This is a genomic window from Staphylococcus sp. HMSC063F05 (assembly GCF_001837075.1).
GTDB classification, from domain to species: Bacteria; Bacillota; Bacilli; order Staphylococcales; family Staphylococcaceae; genus Staphylococcus; species Staphylococcus epidermidis.
Genome location: NZ_KV831333.1, coordinates 60,105 through 85,547 on the forward strand (window position 1 = coordinate 60,105; position 25,443 = coordinate 85,547).

Sequence of the window (25,443 nt, forward strand, 5' to 3'; positions counted from 1 at the left end):
TGAGTGATTGAGTACAATAATTTAACAGGTACAAACTTAAATTTAATAATATTAAAATAGTCAAAATAGGGAATAGAGTTTAGTAATGTCGATATAAGGATGTGTTTAAATTGCTACTTAAGGTTGAACATCTTACATACAAGGTTGATAATCGTACGATTTTAGATGATATTAATTTGAATATTAATAAAGGAGACACGATTGCTATTGTAGGTCCTTCTGGAAGCGGTAAGAGTACTTTACTCAAACAATTGAATCATTTAATTAGTCCCACGAGTGGAGATTTATATTTGAATGATCAATCTTACTTTAATTATAAGCCGGAAGAGATAAGAACACGTGTGAGTTATTTAATGCAACAAAGTGAGTTAATCGGTTATACAATTGAAGATAATATGAAATTTCCTGCTGAGGCTAGAAGTGAAGCTTTTGACCGTGATAAAGCGAAACAACTCATCTCTCAAGTAGGATTAGGTAATTATCAGTTAGATGCTCAAATTGAGCACATGTCTGGGGGAGAGCAACAACGTATTACCATCGCTAGACAACTCATGTATGAACCTGAAGTTTTATTATTGGACGAAGCTACTAGCGCTTTAGATACACATAATAAAAAGAAAATTGAAGAAATTATATTTAAACTAGCAGATAAAGGGATTGCCATTTTGTGGATTACGCATAGTGATGACCAAAGTATGCGTCATTTTAAGCGTAGAATCACAATTACTGACGGTAAGATATCGAGTGATGAGGAGTTGAATGGTAATGAGTAATACAGCACTTTGTCTGACAGCACTTTTATTACTAATCCCTATCTTTATTTCTTATAAAGAAGGATTGCATATTATCAAAGATTTAGTTATTGCTACAATTAGAGCAACCATACAACTATTGATTTTAGGCTTTTTATTACATTATATTTTCGAAATTAATGAAAAATGGTTATTAGTGCTATGTGTGTTAGTCATTATTATCAATGCATCTTGGAATACAATAAGTCGTGCTTCACCTGTCATGCATCATGTTTTTTGGATATCATTTGTGGCTATATTTGTGGGAACAGCGCTACCATTGGCAGCAACTGTTGCTACAGGTGCAATTAAATTTACAGCGAATGAAGTGATTCCAATTGGAGGTATGTTAGCTAATAATGGTTTAATCGCGATTAATCTCGCTTATCAGAATTTAGAAAAAGCATTTGTTCAAGATGTTTCTGATATTGAATCCAAACTTACGTTAGCAGCGACACCTAAGCTCGCATCAAAATCATCTATTAGAGAAAGTATACGCTTAGCGATTGTTCCTACAATTGATTCTGTAAAAACATATGGTCTAGTTTCAATTCCAGGTATGATGACAGGATTGATTATCGGAGGCGTTGACCCACTTCAAGCAATTAAATTTCAATTGCTTGTCGTGTTTATTCATACAACAGCGACGATTATGTCTGCACTCATTGCAACGTATATGAGTTACGGTCAATTCTTTAATGCTCGTCATCAACTCATTGCTAGAACGCAACGCACAAGACAAAGTAGTTAAATATAGTTGTTAACCTACACAGTACAGCTTTAAATATTATATAATAAAACAGTTATAAACAATGATAAGTTTGTAGCTGTTTTATTTTAGTCAAAATCAATAGTTACGTTATTACTTTGAAAGGGGCATCTAGTTGTTATGACTGTCGCACGCACAACAACATTTATATTAAGTGTTTTCATCGTAGGTATGGTTGAGATGATGGTTGCAGGTATTATGAATTTAATGAGTCAAGATCTTCATGTTTCTGAAGCGGTGGTTGGGCAACTGGTAACGTTGTACGCGCTTACCTTTGCGATATGTGGTCCGTTATTAGTGAAGTTGACTCATCGGTTTTCTTCGCGATCAGTATTATTATGGACGTTAATTGTCTTTATCTTCGGGAATGGTATGATTGCCATTGCGCCACATTTTGGAATAATAGTTGTAGGACGTATTTTATCTTCTGCCGCAGCTTCACTCATTATTGTGAAAGTTTTAGCACTCACAGCGATGCTCACATCAGCAAAAAACAGAGGTAAAATGATTGGTATTGTTTATACAGGTTTTAGTGGAGCGAATGTCTTTGGTGTTCCCATCGGTACAGTGATTGGCGACTGGGTAGGATGGCGATTTACATTTTTATTCATTATTATTGTAAGTGTATTTGTTGGTGTTTTAATGTTAATATATCTACCAAAAGAAGATGAATTGTCACATCCAAATCAAACACCTCGTTCATCTAGTATTGAATCACAAACTGGCTCAAGCGTCATAAGACCTCGTGAGGTTTTTAAATATCTGATGATTACATTTTTAGTGCTGGTTGCTAATTCTGTAACATTCGTGTTTATTAATCCATTAATTTTATCCAATGGACATGAAATGTCTTTTGTGTCTTTAGCACTACTTGTTAATGGTGTAGCAGGTGTGATTGGTACTTCATTAGGCGGTGTTTTATCTGATAAGTTTACTAGTAAGCGTTGGTTAATAATTTCGATTTCAATATTTATAATAATGATGATAATTCTTAACTTATTATTACCAGGAACAGGATTATTATTAGTTGGCTTATTTATGTGGAATTTAATGCAGTGGAGTACAAATCCAGCTATTCAAAGCGGTATTATTGAACACGTCGAAGGAGATACAAGCCAAGTGATGAGTTGGAATATGTCGAGTCTCAATGCCGGTATTGGCGTTGGCGGAATCGTAGGTGGACTCGTTATGACACATTTATCAGTGGAATATGTTACTTATACTAGTGCATTGATAGGTTTAATTAGTCTTATCATTGTATTCACTTTAAAAAATAGACATTATGCTAAAAATTTATGACTGGAAAAGGTGTGCACGATAGCACATAGAAGTATCTTTATGATATTAGATTTGTGTATGCTATCAGTGCCTTTTCCAGTCTTTATCTATAGATATGTAACGCTTGATGTTGAGGTTCATAACATTTCCATGGCATCTTACCTTTTCGGGCAAAATAAGCTAAGTCAGATATCATGTTACGACTTAAATTCATATCATGTTGAGTTATAGAATAATGATTTTTAGTCAAAATAGAGAGGTGACCAAACCAAAATACTAAATCCAATATATGATATGCACTTTTAAAGTAGGAGGTATGGGGTTGGTGCCAATCAAAACGTGCTAGCCAAGTGTCGCAACTATTCATTTTATTTAAAAATAGATAAATCGGACGAACAAAACAATACTCTGTTATTAAATTTCTTTGTTGTTTCATTGTGAGGGCATCATTTTTTTCGACGTGTGTACCATATTGAGACATCAAGTGAATAAAACGTTCAGAAGGTAAGGTGCGTGTTGCGTCTTCAATATAAATATCACCTTCATCGTGTGTATAACTCATGAATGTTGGTTTGGGAAATTTTTTAATGGATCGTGACATATGATGATCTTTAATAGGTTGATAAATCAAATCAAGTCCACGAGATCTTCCACGCTCTATTTTTTGAGACTCCATTAGATATAAAATGTCATCACTGGTAAGTGTCTTAAGTGTTTTATTAGGAAAATAATGCCTCATGAGTTGTGAAAAATGTTGTACTTTAGTATGTGCATTGAGTGGTGTATCAGTAGTTAACGTTCCACTTAATAACATCACTTTATGATAATAATCATCAAGTTCGGGCATTTGCATTAATGTCATGATACTCATACTACCTGCAGATTGACCCATTAGTGTCACGTTATTTGGATCACCGCCAAAATGTTCGATATATTGATGTACCCATCTTAAAACGTTAATTTGATCAGAAATCCCATTATTATAGTTCAAATGTTGATTAAAATAAGACCAATCTAGGTAGCCGAGTGCACCTAAGCGATAATTAAAAGTAACTACTATTATATTTTCTTGTTCTACTAAGTGTTCAGGACAATATAGTTCAGCTGTGCCATGTCCTTGAAGAAAACTACCACCATAAAAGTAAATCACTACAGGTAAATGATTTTGATTGGATGATGGTTTCCAAATATTTAAAAACAGGCAATAATCATTTTGTTTAAAAGAATTAAACGATGAATCTGTCATCGAAAAAAAGTCTTCAAGTGAATTGTAGGGTTGTGGTGGGATGGATTGAATATGAGTTGCATCAATCATTGGTTTGCTTAGTTCCATAAACTTTGAATGTTGGAATCGAGATATCTTATTGAATGATTTGGCATACGGGATACCTAAGAATACATCAATATTCTTTTTGTGTATGCCATTGATGGTACAGTTACCTATCTTGACTTGAACCATGTTTGAACACACCTTTACATATAAAGTCGTAGCTTAACTATAACATGAAAAATTATATTTAGATGAAATGTGAGCAAGTAACAAAGTGAAAGAATTGTTGATGATTGACTTGAACAATGTGTTAAAAAATTAAATTTTACAAACGAAATAAAAATGATATTAAGTGTTTAACTAAATATTTAACGAATGATATCAGATAGAATTAAATGAATTTTTGAGTTTAATTCATAATTACTGGTATATTAAAAAGCTTGAGACAGTAATGATAGTCCCAAGCTTTTATTATAAATATTTTATATTCTATAAGCTGTCGTCTTATTGATTTTGCTCTTGTCGATCGCGTTCTTTCCAATCTTTATGACGCGCTTTTTTGCGTGTTTTACGCAACTTATCGCCCATTTTCTTATTCAACTTGTTCGCACGCTTGAAATAAATACTTTCAAAGTAACTTGTCGTACCTAGTTGATAGAAGATTAAAGCAACGATTACAATGACTAAGAAATCCCATGGATAGTGAATCCAATTTAAGCCTTTGAACTCTTTACTTCCAATAAATGATAAAAATGCGAGAACAATAAGGTAGATAATAATCCATAAGCTTCCGCCAATTTGTTTTTTAGTATTCTTCCAATTCATTTTATATTCATAGAAGAAATAAATAGGTAAACCTAAAATAATAATTAAAATAACTTCTGCTGTTGTTGGCCACATTGCCCAATAGATAGCTAATGATGCTAAAACAAAGGATAAAGGTGCCATAAATTTTAAAATATTAGCTTTGAATGGACGAGTCATTTTTGGTGCCATTTTACGTAATGAAATAACCGTAGTTGGACCAGTTAAATATGCAACTAATGTTGCAGTAGAAATAACCGCAGCTAGTGTACCCCAGTCACGGAACAATGTCACCATAACCATGCTGATAATTGCATTAAATGCAATGGCAACACGTGGGATATTATACTTTTTATTAATTTTACCTAAGAATTTAGGAATATGCCCATTTTTTTCCATAGCGCGTAACACACGTCCAGTAACGGCAACAAAAGAAACTCCAGTACCAAACGGTGACACAACTGCTTCCATATAAAGTAATATTGCTAACCAGTTAAGACCTAATAAAATTGCCATATCTGCAAATGGTGAATTGAAATTGATACCGCTCCATCCATGCTCGTGCAACATTGAACTTGGCATAGATGTAATGAACGTACTTTGTAAAACTATATATAATATAGCACTTAATGTAAGTGAGATAACAATCCCACGTGCGATGTTTTTCTCTGGATTTTTAATCTCTGATCCCATGTTAATAATTGTCTGGAATGCATTAAATGAGAAGATAATTCCAGATGTTGTTGTTGCAGCAAAAATAGGTGCACTTCCGTAAGGCATAAATGTACCGATAGAGTGTCCATAATTACCTGTATCAAAACCGGAAACTAATAACATAATTATGGTTAAAATAGGGACACCTAATTTGAATACTGAAATTAAACTTGTAAATGATGTTAATAACTTTACTGACCAATAGTTTAATAATGAAAAGATTGCAATAATGATGTAAACAGCAATCAAACCGTAAGTACTGATTGAGCCATCTTTCATTAAAGATCCCATTGGTTTAGCCCAATCCCAAGGCCAAGAACTCATATATTGAACAGCAGACACAGCTTCAATGGGAATAATTGTTACTAATGATACCCAGTTCGCCCATGCTGCAATAAAACCAAGTAATGAGCCGTGAGTATACTGTGCATAGTTGCTCATACCGCCTGATTGAGGGAACATAGTTCCTATTTCAATATAGTTATAGGCAATCGTTCCAATTACTAAGAAACCGATAACCCAGGAAATAATGGCGGCTGGACCGGCCATTGAAGATGCCTCCCACGCTCCAAATAACCAACCTGATCCTATTAGTGAACCAAGACCAAGGAGGACGAGTTGAGAAAGACTTATCTTATTACTTTTTGATTTGCTATTATTTTTCATAAATACTCCTTTGTATATGTTGAATAATCAACAAAAATATTACGATATAATTATACGCTAGTTAAAACATTAGTCAAACTAAATTTTTGTAATAATACAATTAATATTGTTTGATTAAATATCAATAAAAAACAAATATATAATATAAGAAGGTAATGCTTATTTAAAAGAGGTGTAGTAATGAATAAACAAAAAATGAGCAAGTTGAGCAATTTTTAGCTAAAGAAAGCCAATGGCAAGATTGTTATAAATTTTTGAGAAATTTAATTTTTAATGAAACTGAACTTGAAGAAAATTATAAATGGATGCATCCTTGTTATACGATAAACAATAAAAATGCTGTGCTAATACATGGATTTAAAGGTTATGTAGCGTTGCTTTTTCAAAAAGGAGCAATACTTGAAGAAAAGTATCATACATTGATTCAACAAACTGAAAGACTACAGGCTGAAGCTGTCCCCTAAGAAAGCGAGAAAACAATACGAAGTATTATAAATAAAGAAGCCAGTAAATGAATTTATAAAAACTCATTTACTGGCTATTTTGCTAGGAATTATGTCCCAACCTTTCGTATAAAATGAACGATATTCTGTTTAGAATTATTTTTGGTCACCATTTAAACGGACTAAAATTTTAGCTTGAGATTTATCGTTTACAAGTTGATTGAAGCCACTTTCAACAATATTATCTAATTCAATTTGATCTGTTACGACGTCTTTAACATTTAAGCTACCGTTAGCGATTAAATCTATTGTTTGTTGGAATGTAGTTGGTGTATAAGCAATTGTAGTTGTTAACTTGACACCTTTATTCATTTGTAATAATGGATTGAATTCTACGGGATGACCGAAGATTGATACGATGACAGCAGTACCACGTGGACGTGTTACTTCAATAGATTGTTGTAAAGTAATACCTACACCAGCAACTTCAAATGACACATCTACACCGTTGTCAGTATGTTCATAAACCGTTTGTACTGGATCGACGTTACCTGAGTTATACACGTGAGTCGCACCGACACTTTTAGCTTTCGCTAAACGTTCTTCTGATAAGTCAAAGACAAATATTTTACTTGCACCAGCAGCTTTTGCTGCAACAATAGTTAACAAACCAATTGGCCCAGCGCCAAATACTGCTACAGTATCACCGAATAATAATTCGCCTTCTTTAACTGCTTGGACAGCAACGGCTGTTGGTTCTACAAGAGCACCTTCTCGTGCTGAAACATTATCTGGTAGATGATAAACATTTGTTTCAGGAGCATTAGTAAACTCGGCAAATGCACCATCAGAACCTAGTCCTATAAATGAATAACCATCATACAAGTCAACATTTTCCGGCTTTTCTCTTTTAGACACTGTTGGATTAACTACCACACGATCCCCTTTTTTAAAACGTGATACGTCTTTACCAACATTTTCTACGACACCTGAAAATTCATGACCTAAAGTCACAGGTGCAGTTTGACCAAGTAGTGGGTCCGGTTGATCAGTTGAAATAAAGATAGGTCCTTCCAAATATTCATGTAAATCAGTACCACAGATACCGGCCCAAGAGACTTTAACTTGCACTTCATTGTCTTTTATTGCTTTGGGTTCGCGATCTTCAACGCGTACATCCTTTTGTCCATACCATACTGCTGCTTTCATAATAAAAACCCCTTAAATATAAATTTGACTGCAAAATATGAATATCAGTCTTTAATGTGATGTAATAATTCTTATTACATTTTGAGCATAATACTAAACTGCTCTATTTTCAAGAGGACACCGACATATAATGTGATATTTTTCACAATATTATAAAAATTAAACTTTTAATTCATAGATAGTGAATCATTTGCATAAATAACCGTAGATTTATTAATTTATAATTTTTTTAACATAGAAAAAATATAAAAATTCTGTGAAAAGTGTTTATTTTCAACTCATTGGGTATATATTAATATCTGTCTCTGTTTTCATGTATAGCAAATTTATGGTTAATGTTTAAGACTATTAATTTAACGTAAAAATATATAAGCAAAGGCCTTTGTCTTTTGTTTAACTTTAGTCATTATTTGTTTAACAATTGCATCAGAGGTCTTTTTTTAGGTCATGGAACAAGACATTCTTTATATAGGAAGGGGAAAACAATTATGTTAAGTATTAAAAACTTAACCAAGATTTATTCAGGGAATAAAAAAGCGGTAGATAATATTTCTTTGGATATTCAATCTGGTGAATTTATCGCTTTTATTGGGACGAGTGGTAGTGGTAAAACAACTGCACTACGCATGATTAATCGTATGATTGAGGCGACAGATGGACAGATTATGATGAATGGAAAAGATGTCCGTAATATGAATCCTGTTGAATTGCGGAGAAGTATCGGTTATGTCATTCAACAAATTGGTTTGATGCCACATATGACTATTCGAGAAAATATTGTTTTAGTACCTAAACTTTTAAAATGGTCTAAAGAGAAGAAAGATGAAAAAGCTAAAGAACTTATTAAACTGGTAGATTTACCTGAAGAATATTTGGATCGTTATCCAGCTGAATTGTCAGGAGGGCAACAACAACGAATTGGTGTTGTGCGCGCTTTAGCAGCTGAACAAGATATTATATTAATGGATGAACCTTTCGGTGCATTAGATCCTATTACACGCGATACATTACAAGATTTAGTAAAGGAATTACAACAAAAATTAGGAAAAACATTTATTTTTGTCACTCATGATATGGATGAGGCTATTAAATTAGCAGACAAAATATGTATTATGTCTAAGGGAAAAGTCGTTCAATACGATACACCTGACAATATTTTACGATATCCTGCAAATGACTTTGTTAGAGATTTTATTGGGCAAAATCGCTTGATTCAGGATCGTCCTAATATGAAATCTGTGGAAAGTGCTATGATCAAACCCGTCACTGTTAAAGCAGATGATTCATTGAATGATGCAGTAAATATTATGAGAACACGTCGAGTAGACACTATTTTTGTAGTCAATAATCAAAATAAATTATTAGGATTTTTAGATATTGAAGATATCAATCAAGGATTACGTGCGCGTAAAGAATTAATTGATACCATGCAAAGGGATGTCTACAAAGTACATATCAATTCAAAGTTACAAGACTCAGTGCGTACTATTCTAAAACGTAATGTTAGAAATGTACCTGTGGTCGATAATGATGAACATCTCATTGGTTTAATTACACGTGCAAACTTAGTCGATATTGTGTATGACTCAATTTGGGGCGAAGAAGATTCTGATAGTTATGAGAGACCAAATGAAAGCTTAGATGAGAATAATCACGATTTACCACAAAATCAAACTGATACACGAACAAATATAAATGAAGATGTGAATGATTATCATGATGCTCAACATAGAGGTGAGGATTAATAATGAAAGCATTCTTACAAGAATACGGTAGTCAACTTTTATCAAAAGCAGTAGAACATTTTTATATTTCTATGTTTGCATTATTGTTAGCGATTGTAGTAGCTGTCCCTTTAGGTATTTTATTATCAAAAACGCAACGCACAGCTAATGTGGTATTAACAGTTGCTGGCGTGCTTCAAACCATTCCTACTTTGGCTGTGCTAGCTATCATGATTCCAATATTTGGGGTAGGAAAAACACCAGCTATTGTTGCATTATTTATCTATGTATTATTACCAATTTTAAATAATACAGTATTAGGTGTTAAAAATATCGATAAAAATGTCATTCAAGCTGGTCAAAGTATGGGAATGACTAAATTTCAATTAATGAAAGATGTAGAAATGCCTTTAGCTTTACCACTTATTATTAGTGGTATTCGTCTATCAAGTGTATACGTCATTAGTTGGGCAACACTCGCAAGTTATGTAGGTGCAGGTGGACTTGGGGATCTTGTATTTAATGGATTAAATCTCTATCAACCACCTATGATTATTAGTGCAGCGATTGTTGTTACTTTATTAGCATTAGTTATTGACTTTATACTTTCATTAGTTGAAAAATGGGTTGTACCTAAAGGATTAAAAGTATCTAGATAAATGGGAGGAATTGACATTGAAGAAGTATCTTAACTATACACTGATTCTGATTGCATTGTCTCTCATCGTGTTATCTGGATGCAGTTTACCAGGTTTAGGTGATGGAAATGCAAAAGATGATGTGAAAATCACAACGACTGAAACAAGTGAAACTAAGATTATAGGTCATATGGAAAAATTATTAATTGAACATGAAACTGATGGAAAAATCAAACCGACGTTGATTGGGAACCTAGGTTCTAGCATTATTCAACATAATGCGTTACAACGTGGTGATGCAAATATGTCAGCGGTACGTTACACAGGTACTGAATTGACGAGTGTATTAGCAGCTAAACCTACTAAAGATCCTGATAAGGCCATGTCTGAAACACAACGCTTATTTAAAAAGAAATATGATGAAAAGTATTATTATTCACTTGGGTTTGCGAATACATACGCATTCATGGTGACAAAAGAAACGGCTAAAAAGTATCACTTAGAAAAAGTATCAGATTTAGAGAAATATAAAGATGAACTACGTCTTGGAATGGATACCCAATGGATGAACCGTGCAGGTGATGGATATCCAGCTTTTGTTAAAGATTATGGATTTAAATTTGATAGTGCACGTCCAATGCAAATTGGTTTAGTATATGATGCATTAAAAAATAATAAATTAGATGTAGCAGTTGGGTATTCAACAGATGGACGTATTGCAGCTTATGATTTGAAAATATTGGAAGATGATCGCAAATTCTTCCCGCCTTATGACGGTAGTCCACTTGCAAATGAACAATTAATAAAGGATAATCCAGAAATCGATAAGGCACTAAAAAAATTAGAAGGTAAAATCTCAACAGAAGAAATGCAGAAGTTAAATTATGAAGCGGATGGAAAAGGTAAGGAACCTGCAGTGATAGCTGAAGAATATTTAAAGAAACATCATTACTTTGAAGAAAAGAAAGGTGGTCATAAGTAATGAAAGGTAATTTGTTACATTCAATCATCGAATATTACTCACTGAACTGGGCCTTTCTTCTAGAACTGTTCTTCAAACATCTATTAATGTCGGTATATGGTGTGTTGTTTGCATGTATAATTGGAATTCCTATTGGTATTTTCATAGCCAAGTATAAACGTTTATCGTGGCCGGTAATTACAATTGCAAATATTATACAAACTGTTCCAGCAATCGCTATGTTAGCCATACTTATGTTGGCTATGGGATTAGGACCAACAACTGTTGTTGTAACTGTATTCCTATATTCGTTATTACCTATTATTAAAAATACTTATACTGGTATTGTAGAAGTTGATGAAAATATTAAAGACGCTGGTAAAGGTATGGGAATGACGGGGAATCAAATATTAAGAATGATAGAGTTACCATTATCTTTATCTGTTATTATTGGTGGTGTTAGAATTGCACTTGTTGTTGCTATCGGAATAGTAGCGATTGGGTCATTTATCGGTGCTCCAACACTAGGTGATATTATTATTCGTGGTACAAATTCAACAGATGGAACAACATTCATCTTAGCAGGTGCCATACCAATTGCTTTAATAGCAATTATCATAGATATAGGATTACGTTATCTAGAAAAACGTTTAGATCCTACTCGTAAAAACAAAAAAGATTCAATGCAAAAACATCAAGTACAAAAATTACGTTAATTGATATTAATAAACTTAGTTAATATAAAAAGAATAGGCAGTGACTGAAACAGAGATTATTTTAGTCAACAGTTGCTTATACATTAACAATGCCTGGAACATTATTTTGTGTTCCAGGCATTGTTTGTTTAATATATTAAGTTTTCAGGGCTATTTTAGATATATTTATAGTTTTGGGTAATTATAATAAGATTGGAGCAAGGATAGGAACTACTGCTACAACAATAACGCCAACGATGACAACTGCAATACTTCCCATTGATTCTTCAGTCTCACCCAATTCTTTAGCTGCCGCGACACCTAAAGTGTGTCCACTTGTCCCTAGTGCAAGTCCTCTGGCAATAGGGTTAGATATTTTAAATAATTTAACTATTTTAGCACCTAAAGCAGAAATGACAACTGCATTTAAAATAACTGCGAGTGAGGTTAATTCTTTGACACCACCGATACCGTCAGATACAGGTAATGCAATTGCTGTCGTTGCAGCTTGAGGTAGCATAGATGCTATAATTTGATTGCCAAATTGGAATGTTATTGCAACAAGATAAATTAATAACAAGGCAATAATTGTACCAACAGCTATACCACCAAATATTTGTAACCAATACCTTTTTAATACTTCGCGCTTGCGATATAAAGGAATCGCAAAGCATATTGTAGCTGGTTCTAGAAAGAAATTAATAATGTCGCCACCGATTTTATAATTCTCATAACTAATTCCTGTCAATTTCAAAAAAGCAATACCTGCAACCATACTTACGAATAAAGGTGCTAGTAAAAAGAAACCATTCGTTTTTTTATAAAAATAAGTCGCTATGACAAATGGTATTAATGATACTAATATCCCAAAATAAGGTGTATTAATTCCTAAATGTTCAATCATTGCTTACCCTCCTATGTGATTTGTTTCTTCATTTTTCTCTTTAGAAGGGAAAAGTGATTTCGTCACTAATAATTGTGACGCAAAGCCAGTACAAATTAATAATAAAAGTGTTGAAATAATAATAAGTAAAATAATTAAAATAGGGCTTTGCTTAAGGATTGGTAAAGAGTTAATGACTGAAATACCGGCTGGTACGAATAGGAATCCAATATTATTGGTTAATGCAGTTCCCACAGTCTCAACTTGACCTAATTTCACAATGCCTGTACACAATGCGATAAATAATAGTACAAGTCCAATTACTGAAGCTGGCATTGGAATAGGCATAAATGATTCAATAATTTTTGATATAAGTAAAATCACTGCAATCGTTAATGCTTGTTGAAAAATACTGTATTTCATTGACTTCTTGTTATCAACCGCTTTGTTTTTAACGAGATGCGTTTGTTCCAAAATAACCATTCCCCTCTGTTTTCTTCATGGTTACATTATAGAATGAAAGCGGTTACTATAGATATTTTCATAGCTCACTTACAAATATTTTAGGGTGAGGTGCACCATTTTAAAGGTGAAACTCATAAAGCATGATTTAAATTTTATTGAAGACCAAGTTGTTGTTTAAAAGTCTTCATATAAGAACGACTAACTTGATATTTAAATTCATGTGTTAACGTCAGCTGATACGTATAATTAAACCAATGCTCTATTGTTTGGATATGTTCTTTATTAACGATAGTAGCGCGATGTATTTTAATAAATAGAGAGGAAGGTAGTTTTTTCTCGTAATGATTAAGTGTTTCGGTCGTTTCATAACTTTGTTTTGTTGTATCTATCGTTGTAATCCCATTATTAACAGATAATGCGATAATGTCTGTGAAATTTAAGATGTGAATACGTTCATCCACTTCAATTGGGAGTACATGTGTTTGAGCGCGCTCATCATCACTATAATCAATATATTTAGGTGTGATAGTTTTATCTTTGTTTTTTGATTTATCTTTAGCCATGTCAACCTTATTTACAGCTTGATTAATACGTTCTTTTTCAAAAGGTTTTAATATATAATCGGTTGCATTTAATTCAAAGGCTTTGACTGCAAATTTCTCGTGAGCGGTTGCAAAGATAATATGTGGTGATCGCTTCATTTTATTAATTTTTTGAGCTAAATCAATACCACTTTCATCCATTAAATTTATATCTAAGAATATTAAGTCAAATGTGTTGTAGAGTAACTTCTCCAATGTTTCTTCTATGTTTTCTGCTTCTTCAATTTCATCTATAGCATCATTAAGATTTAAAAGATATTGTAATTCATTTCTTGCAAGTGGTTCATCATCAACGATTAACGCTTTCATTAAAGTGTTCCTCCTTAGAAGATTTATATGGAATTAAACAACTTACAGTCGTGCCTGATTGAGAAGATTGAATGTTCAGTGCCGATGTTGTTCCAAATAGTCCAGTAAGTCTTTTATTAAGATTGACTAAGGCATTACCAGTACCAGTGGTAGACGTCACTGTCGTATATCCAATAGTATCTAATTGATCAGCTGGTATGCCTTGACCATTATCTTGAACAGATATACTTAAGTAGTCTTGCTTCATGCTAACATCCACATCAATATGATTATTCTTTTTACGATTTTTAAATGCATGTTTAATAGAATTTTCCACTAATATTTGAATTATAAAAGGTGGGATGAGCGCATCTTGACACTGATCATCAATTCGATAGTGTATGTTAAATCTATTTGGATAGCGCGCTTGCTCTAAGGATAAATATGCTGCTACTTGTTGTAATTCCTTTTGTAAAGTAATCGTATTATTACGTGCACCATTAAGATTAGAGCGGAAGAACTGACTGAGTTGAATCAGTAAACGTCGTGCTTTTTCGCTATCAATTCTTACTAGTGCTGATATAGTGTTAATAGCATTAAAAAAGAAATGTGGATTGACTTGTGCTTGTAATGATTTAATTTCAGCGTCTTTCAATAATTGTCCTTGCATTTCAGCTTGACCTAGTTCTAGCTGTGAGGAAAATATATTAGCGAGACCTTTTGCGAGCTGTTGGTCTGAAGTTGAAATAATATTGTTATCTGTGAAATAAAATTTTAAAGTCCCTGCGACTTCATTATGTATATAAAGAGGGACGACAATGGCTCCTTCAAGAGGGCAATTAGGATGGTGACATCCAATTCTTTCTCTCGTATGAGCGACTTTTAATTTTCCAGATTGAATCACTTCTTTAGATAAATCAGTAATTATTTCTTTACGTGCTACGTGATGGTCACTGCCTGCACCAATATGTGTTAAAATATCTTTTTTATTTGTAATAGCGACCGCCGACACTTGCATTAATTTTAAAATAATTTCAGCAGCTTGTTGGGCTGATTTTTCATTAAGTCCAGATCGAAAGTAAGGTAGTGTTTCGTTAGCGAGTTGTAATACATCATGCGTCTGGACTGCACGCATTTGTTCTTCTTGCTTGATGGTCGACAAAATGATGGTTAAAAATATGGCTGTACCTAAACTATTAATGATAATCATCGGTAGTGCTATAAAACTGACTAATGTAATTGCGTGATGTAGGTTATTTGTAAATAATAATATACACCCCATTTGAATAATTTCAGTTATTGCACCGATAATAGCACCTTTTCTAATGGACGGATATGTATTTTGTTTTATTGTTTGATGACCAAAGTAACCAGATATGATAGCGATAACTATGGATGAAATAAGATAGGTATATGCGTCAGCCCCGCCAATATATAAACGACATAATCCTGAAATAATGCCTACAATTATAGCTACCCACGGTCCACCTATTAGACCAGAAACACCAATAGTTAATACACGGGTATTGGCCATTGAGGCGTCTTTGCTTAAGTGGTAATAAATATCACCAGATACGATATGGCCATTTTCTATTTCAATTCCTGTAAAATTTGAAATCATAGAGAATATACCAAAAATAATGATTAGTTGGAATTTTGAACGCCATTTGTCACGTTCGCTCATCATTGTTTTAAAATGATTAATATTCATGAGTATATATGCGAGTAAAATAATTAATCCCACGCGTTCAAGTAATAAAATAAATAAATTAAGCATAACGTCAATCCTCATTTAATTTTTAATATCATAAAAAGAAATATATTTTTTATTAAAAATAAAAGCACTTACATTGGCTTGTTTCATATATTTATAGTTTATATTAAAACACGATTAAATCAATTATAGTATGGAAAATTGAAACTAGATAGTGTAGAATATGTTTCTATATTTACAAATTTTCTAAAAATTACAAGAAATTAAAAAAGAAACATATCTAGGATGAATGAATATTAAAATGATAAACGATTTAGTCATATTTTTATTTCAGTTAAAAAATTGTTCTAAATATGATAAAGTTTCTTAATGTAAAAATGATATTAGAAGAAAGCAAATAAAAGATTTGTAAAATAAGAAATGGATATCGTAATTAAATAAGTCTTATTAGAGATTTCTAATTAATTGTGAAGGAGTAAGTGATAGATGAATACATCACAAAAGTTTAGGGGAGATAATCGCTTATTATTAGGGATTATTTTAGGGGTTATTACATTTTGGTTATTTGCACAATCACTTGTAAATCTAGTCGTGCCATTACAATCATCATACAATAGTGATATTGGTACTATTAATATAGCAGTTAGCTTATCGGCACTATTTTCTGGTCTGTTTATTGTAGGTGCAGGAGATATTGCAGATAAAATTGGTAGAGTAAAAGTGACATACATAGGCTTAGCACTTAATATTGTTGGGTCGGTTTTAATCATTATTACGCCATTACCAAGTCTATTGATTATTGGACGTGCTATTCAAGGATTGTCAGCGGCATGTATAATGCCAGCGACACTCGCAATCATTAATGAATATTATATCGGGACAGCACGACAACGTGCATTAAGCTACTGGTCCATCGGTTCATGGGGAGGTAGTGGTGTTTGTACTTTGTTTGGTGGTTTAATGGCAACTAACCTTGGATGGCGCTCAATCTTTATTGTTTCAATTATTCTGACAATATTATCCATGTTTCTCATTAAACATACACCCGAAACAAAAGCAGAGCCTATAGGAGATCAACCGACAGAGACAAAGAAATTTGATGTTGTTGGTTTAATCATCTTAGTGGTTAGTATGTTAAGTATTAATGTGATAATAACTCAAACCTCTCAATTTGGTTTGTTCTCACCATTTATTTTGGGACTTATTGCAATTTTTGTTATATCGTTAATTATATTCGTGATTTACGAAAATAAAATCAAACAACCACTTGTCGATTTTGATATCTTTAAAAACAAAGGTTATACAGGTGCAACGATTTCAAACTTTATGTTGAATGGTGTAGCTGGTGGTACATTGATTGTAGTAAATACTTTTTATCAGCAAAAATTAGATTTTAACTCTCAGGAAACAGGATATATTTCACTTACATACCTAATTGCAGTATTAATTATGATACGTGTGGGTGAAATGATATTACAATCGTTAGGACCTAAAAGACCTTTGTTACTCGGAAGTGCCTTGACCGTCATAGGATTAATATTATTATCTTTGACGTTTTTACCTAATGCTTGGTATATAGCGTCAAGTGTCATTGGTTATTTATTATTTGGTACCGGTTTAGGTGTTTATGCAACACCATCCACGGATACAGCTGTTGCACAAGCACCAGATGATAAAGTAGGCGTCGCATCCGGTGTATATAAGATGGCATCATCCTTAGGAAATGCATTTGGTGTGGCCATCTCAAGTACAGTTTACAGCGTACTTGCAGCCCAACTTAATCTGACTTTAGGTGGTTTTACTGGAGTAATGTTTAATGCGCTTATAGCATTATTAGCATTCCTTTCTATTTTGTTCTTAATACCGAAAAAACAGTCTAATGTATAAGAGCATAGTCAACAACTTTTAATTTCATCTTTAATGTTGAAATGGAAAATATGAATTTATGTCTGGGACATCATCGGTGTCTCAGACATTTTGATATATTGATATAGAGAACTAAGCAAAAATGTAAGTATGAAGAAGTCTATAAATTTTAATTCTTGTTAAAGAGAAAAGAGATAATCAAGTCAATATGAAGTTAGTTCTACTCATATTTTAAAAACGCAACTGAAATAGAATAATAAATTAACAAAGAAACGATTCACTGTGCAAATTGCTAATAAAATGTCGAATGAGCAATGTACGTTTGAGAGATAATACTTATTCTTAATTAACAGAAAATTCTTACAAATTAACCGTATTATATTGACTGGTATGTAGTAAAGTAGTATTTTAAAAACAATATAGAATTGTAAGGAGATGGAATATATGAAAATAGCAATTGCAGGTTCTGGCGCATTAGGTAGTGGATTTGGTGCTAAGTTGTTTCAACATGGTTATGACGTCACTTTAATTGATAATTGGGAACCTCAAGTTACTACAATACAACAGGACGGTCTACATATCGATATTAATGGTGAAGCGCATCATTTCAGGCTACCTATGTATAGACTAACGGAAATTCCTAAATCAACGTCCTATGATATTGTTTTTCTATTTCCTAAATCTATGCAATTAGAAGAGGTGCTTAGTCATATTCAACCCCATCTTCATGATAATACAATTGTTGTGTGCACTATGAATGGTTTGAAACATGAACGTCTTATACAACAATATGTTTCTATAGATAGAATTGTACGTGGAGTAACAACGTGGACTGCCGGTATTGATCAACCTGGTCACACGCACTTAATGGGGCAAGGTCCTGTTGAAATTGGGTGTCTAGTGCCCGAGGGAAAAGAAAGCGTAGATATCATTGTTAATCTGCTACAAAATGCAGAATTAAAAGGTGTAAAAAGTGAACATTTACATCAATCAATTTGGAAGAAAATATGTGTTAATGGAACAGCTAATTCATTATGTACTATACTTGAATGTAATTTGGCAGCACTGAATAATAGTGATGACGCTAAAAATTTGATATATAAAATTACACAAGAAATTGTTCATGTTGCAACAGTTGATGATGTTCATCTTAATGTTGATGAGATTTTTGATTACTTAATTACTTTAAATGATAAAGTAGGCCCACACTATCCTTCTATGTACCAAGACTTAATTAAAGATAATCGAACAACTGAAATAGATTATATTAATGGAGCAGTTAGTAAATTAGGGAAAGAGAATCATATTGCTACACCTGTAAATGATTTTGTAACAAATCTTGTACATGCTAAAGAAAATCAACGTGGTGCACAATGATAAAATAATATGAATCGTTTGAGTTACAAGCTCTTTTTAAATTATTAACATGGCATATTTAATAGTGGAGAACGAAAAGCACGCTATAAACAATTTTGCAAGATTGTTTATAGCGTGCTTTTTTATGACTCTTCGGTTAATAACTCACTATTGTCTTTATTTTGCTCTAATTTTTGTTTGAGTTTTTTAGCTTCATGTAGTGCCACTTTCTTATAATGAGAGTGAGCAAAATGCATTTGCACTATTAGAAAAGCAGCGCTTATACTCCAATATAAGCCCAAAGCTGCAGCAGAATGTAGAGACGCATATGTTATGAATATCGGTGAAAATACCATCATAAAGTAATATGTTTTTCTTTGATCTTTTGGATAATGGATTGAGTTTACAAGTGGCTGAACAAAATACATGATTGCTGCGATTATTGTCATAATCAAATCAGGTTGCGTTAAATCAAACCATAAGAAATGTGGGTATTCAGTAATTCCGTGACTCGAAGGGTACTTCAAACTCATATAAAGCCCCATTAATATAGGCATTTGTATAAGAACAGGAAGACACCCTAACATATTTTTTAATGGATTAATTCCATACGATTGATACTTTTTCATAAGCAATTGATTGGCTGCATTACGTTCTTCTTGTGATGTTGCGTGTTTCATTTTATCTCTTATAGCATCCAATTCTGGTTGGACGACTTTTGTTTTTTCGCGCATCATATGCATATTCTTAACTTGTATTAACATGAAAGGTAATAGGATGAAACGAACTATGAGTACAATAGAAATAATAGCAAAGCCATAGTTATCCTGAAAGACTCTGCCAAGAAAATGAAGAAATCCATCCATAGATTTTACAAAAACGTTATAAAATATACCAGTTTGGTTCTCTTCTTTAGAATAATCGCATCCAGCTAGTAAAATGATAAAACCTAATAAAGTGATGAAAAGTCGTTTATGCATAGTGATACTTCCTTTTTGTTAATAATTCTATTAATTTTATGATAAATGATATTCAAGTTCATCAAAATAGTATAATATTGCATGATTCAAAAATAACAAAGTCATTCTTAAGTGTGTATCGCATGTCTTAAATGTGGCTTTTTAATGCTTAGGTGTTATTTTAATGTTTTTTCTTTTTATCAGAACGGTAAGTTATACTTATTAAAGATAACCAAACCAGTAACATGGTTATGGCTAGATAGACACTTACAACTAAATATTTCGAATGTAAAGGTAACCATGATAAAACAAACCCCCAAGTTGCATCTCCTAATATTATCAAGGGAAGTAGATAAAAAAGAATATTCATTGCTACAAATCCCAACAAAATGATGCTGAACATGATTGAAGTTCGTAAACATTTACGGATGAAGATGTGGCCTTCACGTAATTTTAAGATTTTACTAAAAACTAAGATACTAAATATGACCATGAATATATCGGCCAATGTGGAAATGATAAGTTGCATATCTTTCGTTTGGTTCACTTTTTCTTCTATAGTTGTGTAATGACGATTATTCATAATTTGAGTATTTAAATGTTCCGCTAAACGAGTCACTTGATTTGAATTTGTATTGGCTAATACGACAATGCCATAAGATTTACGAATATTTAATAAAATTTGTGAAGAGAAATTATCTAAAACGCCGGTATGAAATACGAGATGGTCATCAGTATTTATAAACCATCCCGAACCGTAGCTATCTGCGTTAGGCTCACTATTTAATGAGTTAGATAATACCTGATGCGATTGACGAATTAACTTGGCTTGTGATTTTGAAGTAGGGTGGATCTGTAGTTGGACCCATTTTGCTAAATCACTTGTACTTGACATCATATATGCCGCAGGAGTATCCCCAATGTTAAACTCTGGTTGTGCAACTTTATTTTCATTATCTTCCCATATATAACCTAATGCTTCGTTATTAGATTTGGTATTATTTACTTTAAAAGTGGTATGTTTCATCTTTAAAGGGGCTAAAACATGCTTTTGGATGTATGATGTATAGGATTGATGGGTAACATTTTGAATAATAAGACCTAAAATATCATAATTCATATTCGAATATTCAAAAGTTTCTCCAGGTACATGGTTCAGACGTTTTCCTTTTGCAAAATTAACGATATTTTCAATACTATCGTACTGTTTAGAGTAACGATTTTCTTCAGTGATATCTCCAGGGATACCACTAGTTTGAGCTAATAGCTGTTCAATAGTAATATCTCTTTCTTTGTCTTCATACTTCATTTTAAATCCGGGTATAAATGTACTTACTTTGTCATTTAAATTTATTTTTCCTTCTTGAGCTAGTTGTAGAATTGCATAACCTGTAAAAGCTTTAGTATTGGATGCAATTTCAAATTGAGTATGTGGATTTACCTTTGCTTTTTTTTCAATATTGGCATAACCATACCCTTTATTTAAAAAGATTTTATTGTCTTTGATGATCAATATTGCTAGTCCGGGGATATCTCCTTTCTTCATTGCTGTCTCAACCATTTTATCAATATGTTTTTGAGAAGCATGTGTCAATATCGTCTCATTCTTACTATGTGCGATTTCTCGTGTTGTTATTGAAATTATCGATAAAATAGTCATCAAAAAAATGACAACAATGACAAACAGTTTTATCTTCATTGAGCATCCTCTACTTTAAACTTAAAAATTTATTGCCTACGTTATGGCAACAATGAGTGAATTTATTATAACAGTTTTGGTGTGTAAAGTTACAGATAACGAATAGATATTGGGTTAACTATATCATAATCAAGTAGTCTTTTTTTGAGAGAAACAATAAATTCTAAAGTGTAATATAACGCTAATAGAGTAAATGTAATGATTAAAGATCTGTGAAGTAGCTATACAATTTTGATTTATGGGAGTATAGTTTTATCCATCAAAATGAGTTAAAGAGGTAGGAGTCATGTTCATTCAATTTAAAAGACTTTTGATTGGTAGACCTAAAAGAAACAGAGACTTAAAAAACGAGAAAATTTCAAAATTTAAAGGATTAGCTATCCTATCATCCGATGCATTGTCATCAGTTGCATATGGTCCTGAGCAGATATTAATTACATTATCGGTGATAGGAGCTGTGGCATCTTGGTATATGCTGCCTATTGCCGGAGCAGTTTTAATATTATTAACAGCTCTAATTTTATCTTATAGACAAATTATTTATGCTTATCCAAAAGGTGGGGGAGCGTATATTGTTTCTAAAACAAATCTTGGTGAGAAATGGGGATTGCTAGCTGGAGGGTCTTTATTAGTCGACTATATATTAACGGTGGCAGTGAGTATTTCTTCAGGAGCAGATGCTTTTGTTGCTGCATTTCCCCACTTATATCATTTTAAAGTGCTTATTGCATGTTTATTAGTACTCTTTATTTTAATGATGAATTTAAGAGGTTTGACTGAATCAGCAACTGTATTATCATATCCAGTCTATTTATTTATTATAGGTTTAATTGTTTTGATAGTCGTTGGGACATTTCGCGTAGCTACTGGACAAATCGCACCACATATTCATTCCACTGTAGGGAGTACTGTGCCCGGTGTTACGTTATTTTTACTTTTAAAAGCATTTTCATCTGGAGCATCATCACTTACAGGTGTAGAGGCAATATCCAATGCAGTAACAAATTTTAAAAATCCAGCACCTAAGAATGCAGTCAAAACTTTAGTCACTATGGGTACAATTTTAGCAGTGTTATTAGTAGGTATTGTTGTACTCTCATATATATATGGAATTATGCCTCAAACTGAAACGACCGTGCTTTCACAACTTGCGTCCCAAATATTTGGTGAAAATGTAGCGTTTTATTTTATACAAGCTACTACAGTTATGATTTTGGTATTGGCTGCTAATACTGGTTTTACAGCATTTCCTATGCTAGCTGCATCAATGTCTAAAGACAAATATATGCCACGTATGTTTACTGTTCGTGGTGATCGTCTCGGTTATTCAAACTCGATTATTATATTAGGTGTATTAGCCATCATTTTAATTATCCTATTTGAAGGAATGACAAAGAACCTCATTCCATTATATGCAGTAGGTGTTTTTATTCCATTTACACTTGCTCAGTTTGGTATGGTTTTAAAATGGCTTCGAGAACGACCTGAACGATGGGGAATAAAGCTTACTATCAATTTAATTGGTGGTACGATTACGTTTATCGTATTCATGATTTTACTCATTACCAAACTTAATCAAGTATGGCCAATTCTTTTATTTTTACCTTTTGTTGTATTTATTTTTATTAGAATTCATGTACATTATGAGAATATAGCATGTGAATTACGATCTGAAATTGATATACACGATATTCCTGTTGTAGATCGTAATTTAGCTATTGTACCTATTCAAAGTATTACAACTGTAGTTGATAAATCTATTTATTATGCCAAATTATTAGCTAATGATGATGTTATTGCAGTGCATGTGACATTTGGTGATGAAGATGAGCAGGCTTTTATGACTAAATGGAAAAAACATTTTCCTGATGTAAGACTTGTGATTTTACATTCAGAGTATAGAAGTATTATACGTCCGATTTCACGATTTATAGATAAAATTCGTAAAAAAGCGAATGATAAAAATTATTTAATTACAGTAGTCGTTCCAGAATTTATCCCTAAAAAGGCTTGGCAGCACTTGTTGCACAATCAAACGAGTTTACGTTTAAAATTGCATTTAATTTATCAAAAAAACGTTACTCTGTGTACTATTCCATTCAAATTAATGAAATAACAAAAGGACCAAATACACTTGATTAAAGTGAGATTTTGGTCCTTATTATAATGAGTATATTCGCTTTGAGATAATATATATTTTATAAATATTGATGATTAATATTTTAGAGTCATAGCTTATAATTAAGTTTAATCACAATTTACTTTAATGTCGCTGTCTATCGGCTAAAGATTCAGCATTATTCTTGTATTTCTTATAATAAAAGAATAAGAAGATAAACCATAACGGTGAAATAAAAATAGCTACTCTAGTATCTTTGCTAAAGAATAGCAAAATAAAGATAAATATGAAAAAAGATAACACAATATAGGCAATAATTTTTCCGCCCCATAATTTAAATGCACTTGATTGATGTTGTTCAGGATTCTTCTTTACGTATGCGATGTAAGAAACGATAATCATTCCCCATACTACAAGGAATAGGACGGTAGATAGTGTCGTTACATAAATAAATAATTTAATAGCATCTGGGAAAACAAAATTTAATAAAGCTGCGATTAACAATGTTATTGAAGATACTAACATTGAGAGATAAGGTACACCATTAGAATTAGTTTTTGTCAATACTTTAGGACCTAAACCTTGTTTCGCTAAACCAAATAAAAAATTCTACTATTAGAATATATTCCGCTATTTGTTGCAGATGCTGCTGCTGTTAAAACAACAAAATTAACTATGCCAGCAGCAAAGGGAACACCAATTAGTGTGAATAATTTAACAAACGGACTACTATCAGGATCAACTTTAAACCATGGAATGACAGACATGATTACAAGTAAACCACCTATATAAAATAATAAAATTCGTATAGGAACGTTATTTATTGCTTTAGGAATTGTTTTTTCTGGATTTTTTGTTTCGCCAGCTGTGACTCCTATAAGTTCTATACCGATAAATGAATATACAGCAATTTGGAAGGACATTAAAAATCCAGCTGCACCATGTGGAAACATCCCGCCATGATGTATCAAATTACCAAAAGAAGCATGTCCATATTCTGTTTTAAATGATAAAAAAATCAGAACTAAACCTACAATAACCATCGTAATAATTGTAACGACTTTAATTATAGAAAACCAAAATTCAAGTTCTCCAAATAATCTGGCGCCAAGCAAATTAAATGATATAAGTAGGAGTACAATAAATAGTACTGTCAACCAGTGTGGGACTTGTGGATACCAATAAGCAAAATATTGTCCCATCGCAGTGAGGTCCGACATGCTAGAGACAATCCAACAAACCCAATAGGTCCACCCAATTACAAATCCACCAAATGGACCAAGGTATTCATTTGCAATATCTACGAATGAATTAAATTTAGAGTTACTTAATAATAATTCACCAAGAGCTCTCATAAAAGCAAATAACACTATACCTATCAACATGTAAGTAAAGAGTAATGAAGGTCCGGTTAGAGAAATTGTTTGTCCTGAACCTAAAAATAAACCAGTTCCTATAGCGCCACCTATAGCAATTAATTGAATATGCCTATTATTCAACTCTCTTTGTAGTTGTTTTGCCATCAACTTC

The 25,443-nt window shown here is 32.5% G+C and carries 19 protein-coding genes and 2 pseudogenes; 11 read left to right on the top strand and 10 right to left on the bottom strand.

Annotation, left to right across the window (positions count from 1 at the left end):
• Positions 1 to 110 precede the first annotated feature (110 nt).
• The 3 genes from HMPREF2576_RS04790 to HMPREF2576_RS04800 all read left to right on the top strand — a co-directional run bounded on the left by HMPREF2576_RS04790 (position 111) and on the right by HMPREF2576_RS04800 (position 2,859).
• Positions 111 to 773: an ABC transporter ATP-binding protein gene (locus HMPREF2576_RS04790; protein WP_001831406.1), complete on the top strand. Its 663-nt coding sequence runs from the start codon at positions 111 to 113 to the stop codon at positions 771 to 773.
• Positions 766 to 1,542 carry an ABC transporter permease gene (gene fetB / locus HMPREF2576_RS04795; protein ID WP_002469550.1) on the top strand — a complete coding sequence of 259 codons (777 nt, stop codon included), beginning with the start codon at positions 766 to 768 and terminating at the stop codon, positions 1,540 to 1,542. The genes HMPREF2576_RS04790 and fetB overlap by 8 nt, the downstream gene beginning before the upstream one ends.
• A 138-nt stretch (positions 1,543 to 1,680) precedes the next feature.
• Positions 1,681 to 2,859 (top strand): MFS transporter, encoded by a 1,179-nt coding sequence (locus HMPREF2576_RS04800; RefSeq protein WP_002456659.1) that lies wholly within the window; start codon positions 1,681 to 1,683, stop codon positions 2,857 to 2,859.
• A gap of 82 nt (positions 2,860 to 2,941) precedes the next feature.
• Here HMPREF2576_RS04800 and HMPREF2576_RS04805 read toward each other — a convergent pair whose 3' ends face one another.
• Positions 2,942 to 4,297, bottom strand: coding sequence for a carboxylesterase family protein (locus HMPREF2576_RS04805; protein WP_070856486.1), 1,356 nt, complete (start codon positions 4,295 to 4,297; stop codon positions 2,942 to 2,944).
• 315 nt (positions 4,298 to 4,612) lie between these two features.
• Positions 4,613 to 6,292, bottom strand: a complete 1,680-nt coding sequence (locus HMPREF2576_RS04810; RefSeq protein ID WP_070856484.1) for an APC family permease — start codon at positions 6,290 to 6,292, stop codon at positions 4,613 to 4,615.
• Positions 6,293 to 6,486: 194 nt separating this feature from the next.
• Here HMPREF2576_RS04810 and HMPREF2576_RS04815 point away from each other — a divergent pair.
• Positions 6,487 to 6,741: pseudogene (locus tag HMPREF2576_RS04815) on the top strand (DUF1801 domain-containing protein); the annotation flags it as partial.
• A gap of 150 nt (positions 6,742 to 6,891) precedes the next feature.
• On the opposite strand, the gene HMPREF2576_RS04820 reads toward HMPREF2576_RS04815, so the two are convergent.
• Entirely contained in the window at positions 6,892 to 7,944 is a 1,053-nt protein-coding gene (locus tag HMPREF2576_RS04820) for a 2,3-butanediol dehydrogenase (protein WP_002438246.1), read from the bottom strand.
• A gap of 488 nt (positions 7,945 to 8,432) precedes the next feature.
• Between HMPREF2576_RS04820 and HMPREF2576_RS04825 the strand changes: the two genes are divergently transcribed.
• Genes HMPREF2576_RS04825 through HMPREF2576_RS04840 form a run of 4 tightly spaced genes read left to right on the top strand, consistent with a single transcriptional unit; the run spans position 8,433 to position 11,983 of the window.
• Positions 8,433 to 9,689: a betaine/proline/choline family ABC transporter ATP-binding protein gene (locus HMPREF2576_RS04825; RefSeq protein WP_038399547.1), complete on the top strand. Its 1,257-nt coding sequence runs from the start codon at positions 8,433 to 8,435 to the stop codon at positions 9,687 to 9,689.
• 2 nt (positions 9,690 to 9,691) lie between these two features.
• On the top strand, positions 9,692 to 10,327 hold the full coding sequence (locus HMPREF2576_RS04830) for an ABC transporter permease (protein ID WP_001831629.1): 636 nt from the start codon (positions 9,692 to 9,694) through the stop codon (positions 10,325 to 10,327).
• 16 nt (positions 10,328 to 10,343) lie between these two features.
• Entirely contained in the window at positions 10,344 to 11,288 is a 945-nt protein-coding gene (locus HMPREF2576_RS04835) for an osmoprotectant ABC transporter substrate-binding protein (protein ID WP_070856482.1), read from the top strand.
• Positions 11,288 to 11,983 (top strand): ABC transporter permease, encoded by a 696-nt coding sequence (locus HMPREF2576_RS04840; RefSeq protein WP_001831612.1) that lies wholly within the window; start codon positions 11,288 to 11,290, stop codon positions 11,981 to 11,983. Before HMPREF2576_RS04835 ends, HMPREF2576_RS04840 begins: the two co-directional genes overlap by 1 nt.
• A 181-nt stretch (positions 11,984 to 12,164) precedes the next feature.
• On the opposite strand, the gene lrgB is transcribed toward HMPREF2576_RS04840, so the two are convergent.
• From lrgB to HMPREF2576_RS04860, 4 genes are all read right to left on the bottom strand, one after another.
• A complete protein-coding gene (gene lrgB, locus HMPREF2576_RS04845) occupies positions 12,165 to 12,866 on the bottom strand; it encodes an antiholin-like protein LrgB (RefSeq protein WP_001831408.1) in 702 nt (233 codons plus the stop codon).
• 3 nt (positions 12,867 to 12,869) lie between these two features.
• The gene (gene lrgA, locus HMPREF2576_RS04850) at positions 12,870 to 13,319 is read right to left on the bottom strand and encodes an antiholin-like murein hydrolase modulator LrgA (protein ID WP_176746944.1); all 450 of its coding nucleotides are present in this window, start codon (positions 13,317 to 13,319) and stop codon (positions 12,870 to 12,872) included.
• Positions 13,320 to 13,462: 143 nt separating this feature from the next.
• Complete coding sequence (locus HMPREF2576_RS04855) at positions 13,463 to 14,221, bottom strand: response regulator transcription factor LytR (RefSeq protein ID WP_001831505.1); 759 nt, start codon at positions 14,219 to 14,221, stop codon at positions 13,463 to 13,465.
• On the bottom strand, positions 14,202 to 15,977 hold the full coding sequence (locus HMPREF2576_RS04860) for a sensor histidine kinase (protein ID WP_070856480.1): 1,776 nt from the start codon (positions 15,975 to 15,977) through the stop codon (positions 14,202 to 14,204). The genes HMPREF2576_RS04855 and HMPREF2576_RS04860 overlap by 20 nt, the downstream gene beginning before the upstream one ends.
• A gap of 423 nt (positions 15,978 to 16,400) precedes the next feature.
• Here HMPREF2576_RS04860 and HMPREF2576_RS04865 point away from each other — a divergent pair, with 423 nt between their 5' ends.
• A complete protein-coding gene (locus HMPREF2576_RS04865) occupies positions 16,401 to 17,801 on the top strand; it encodes an MFS transporter (protein WP_002438258.1) in 1,401 nt (466 codons plus the stop codon).
• Between the two features lie 423 nt (positions 17,802 to 18,224).
• Positions 18,225 to 19,157: a 2-dehydropantoate 2-reductase gene (locus HMPREF2576_RS04870; RefSeq protein ID WP_002495098.1), complete on the top strand. Its 933-nt coding sequence runs from the start codon at positions 18,225 to 18,227 to the stop codon at positions 19,155 to 19,157.
• A gap of 122 nt (positions 19,158 to 19,279) precedes the next feature.
• On the opposite strand, the gene yidC is transcribed toward HMPREF2576_RS04870, so the two are convergent.
• Both yidC and HMPREF2576_RS04880 read right to left on the bottom strand, forming a co-directional pair.
• Entirely contained in the window at positions 19,280 to 20,116 is an 837-nt protein-coding gene (gene yidC, locus HMPREF2576_RS04875) for a membrane protein insertase YidC (RefSeq protein WP_001832893.1), read from the bottom strand.
• A 160-nt stretch (positions 20,117 to 20,276) separates the two neighbouring features.
• Positions 20,277 to 21,794 (bottom strand): serine hydrolase FLP, encoded by a 1,518-nt coding sequence (locus HMPREF2576_RS04880; RefSeq protein ID WP_001831582.1) that lies wholly within the window; start codon positions 21,792 to 21,794, stop codon positions 20,277 to 20,279.
• 286 nt (positions 21,795 to 22,080) lie between these two features.
• On the opposite strand from HMPREF2576_RS04880, the gene HMPREF2576_RS04885 reads away from it, so the two are divergent.
• Positions 22,081 to 23,910 (top strand): APC family permease, encoded by a 1,830-nt coding sequence (locus HMPREF2576_RS04885; protein WP_002495100.1) that lies wholly within the window; start codon positions 22,081 to 22,083, stop codon positions 23,908 to 23,910.
• A gap of 147 nt (positions 23,911 to 24,057) precedes the next feature.
• Here HMPREF2576_RS04885 and HMPREF2576_RS04890 read toward each other — a convergent pair.
• Positions 24,058 to 25,436: pseudogene (locus tag HMPREF2576_RS04890) on the bottom strand (amino acid permease).
• Between the last annotated feature and the right edge of the window lie 7 nt (positions 25,437 to 25,443).

What these genes read in the sequence shown, in the direction of transcription:
- HMPREF2576_RS04830 (WP_001831629.1), top strand. Translation starts at nt 9,692, where the DNA reads ATGAAAGCATTCTTACAAGAATACGGTAGTCAACTTTTATCAAAAGCA.
- HMPREF2576_RS04820 (WP_002438246.1), bottom strand. Translation starts at nt 7,944, where the DNA reads ATGAAAGCAGCAGTATGGTATGGACAAAAGGATGTACGCGTTGAAGAT.
- HMPREF2576_RS04860 (WP_070856480.1), bottom strand. Translation starts at nt 15,977, where the DNA reads ATGCTTAATTTATTTATTTTATTACTTGAACGCGTGGGATTAATTATT.
- HMPREF2576_RS04865 (WP_002438258.1), top strand. Translation starts at nt 16,401, where the DNA reads ATGAATACATCACAAAAGTTTAGGGGAGATAATCGCTTATTATTAGGG.
- HMPREF2576_RS04885 (WP_002495100.1), top strand. Translation starts at nt 22,081, where the DNA reads ATGTTCATTCAATTTAAAAGACTTTTGATTGGTAGACCTAAAAGAAAC.
- HMPREF2576_RS04825 (WP_038399547.1), top strand. Translation starts at nt 8,433, where the DNA reads ATGTTAAGTATTAAAAACTTAACCAAGATTTATTCAGGGAATAAAAAA.
- HMPREF2576_RS04870 (WP_002495098.1), top strand. Translation starts at nt 18,225, where the DNA reads ATGAAAATAGCAATTGCAGGTTCTGGCGCATTAGGTAGTGGATTTGGT.
- lrgB (WP_001831408.1), bottom strand. Translation starts at nt 12,866, where the DNA reads ATGATTGAACATTTAGGAATTAATACACCTTATTTTGGGATATTAGTA.
- HMPREF2576_RS04855 (WP_001831505.1), bottom strand. Translation starts at nt 14,221, where the DNA reads ATGAAAGCGTTAATCGTTGATGATGAACCACTTGCAAGAAATGAATTA.
- HMPREF2576_RS04805 (WP_070856486.1), bottom strand. Translation starts at nt 4,297, where the DNA reads ATGGTTCAAGTCAAGATAGGTAACTGTACCATCAATGGCATACACAAA.
- HMPREF2576_RS04810 (WP_070856484.1), bottom strand. Translation starts at nt 6,292, where the DNA reads ATGAAAAATAATAGCAAATCAAAAAGTAATAAGATAAGTCTTTCTCAA.
- HMPREF2576_RS04840 (WP_001831612.1), top strand. Translation starts at nt 11,288, where the DNA reads ATGAAAGGTAATTTGTTACATTCAATCATCGAATATTACTCACTGAAC.
- fetB (WP_002469550.1), top strand. Translation starts at nt 766, where the DNA reads ATGAGTAATACAGCACTTTGTCTGACAGCACTTTTATTACTAATCCCT.
- yidC (WP_001832893.1), bottom strand. Translation starts at nt 20,116, where the DNA reads ATGCATAAACGACTTTTCATCACTTTATTAGGTTTTATCATTTTACTA.
- HMPREF2576_RS04880 (WP_001831582.1), bottom strand. Translation starts at nt 21,794, where the DNA reads ATGAAGATAAAACTGTTTGTCATTGTTGTCATTTTTTTGATGACTATT.
- HMPREF2576_RS04800 (WP_002456659.1), top strand. Translation starts at nt 1,681, where the DNA reads ATGACTGTCGCACGCACAACAACATTTATATTAAGTGTTTTCATCGTA.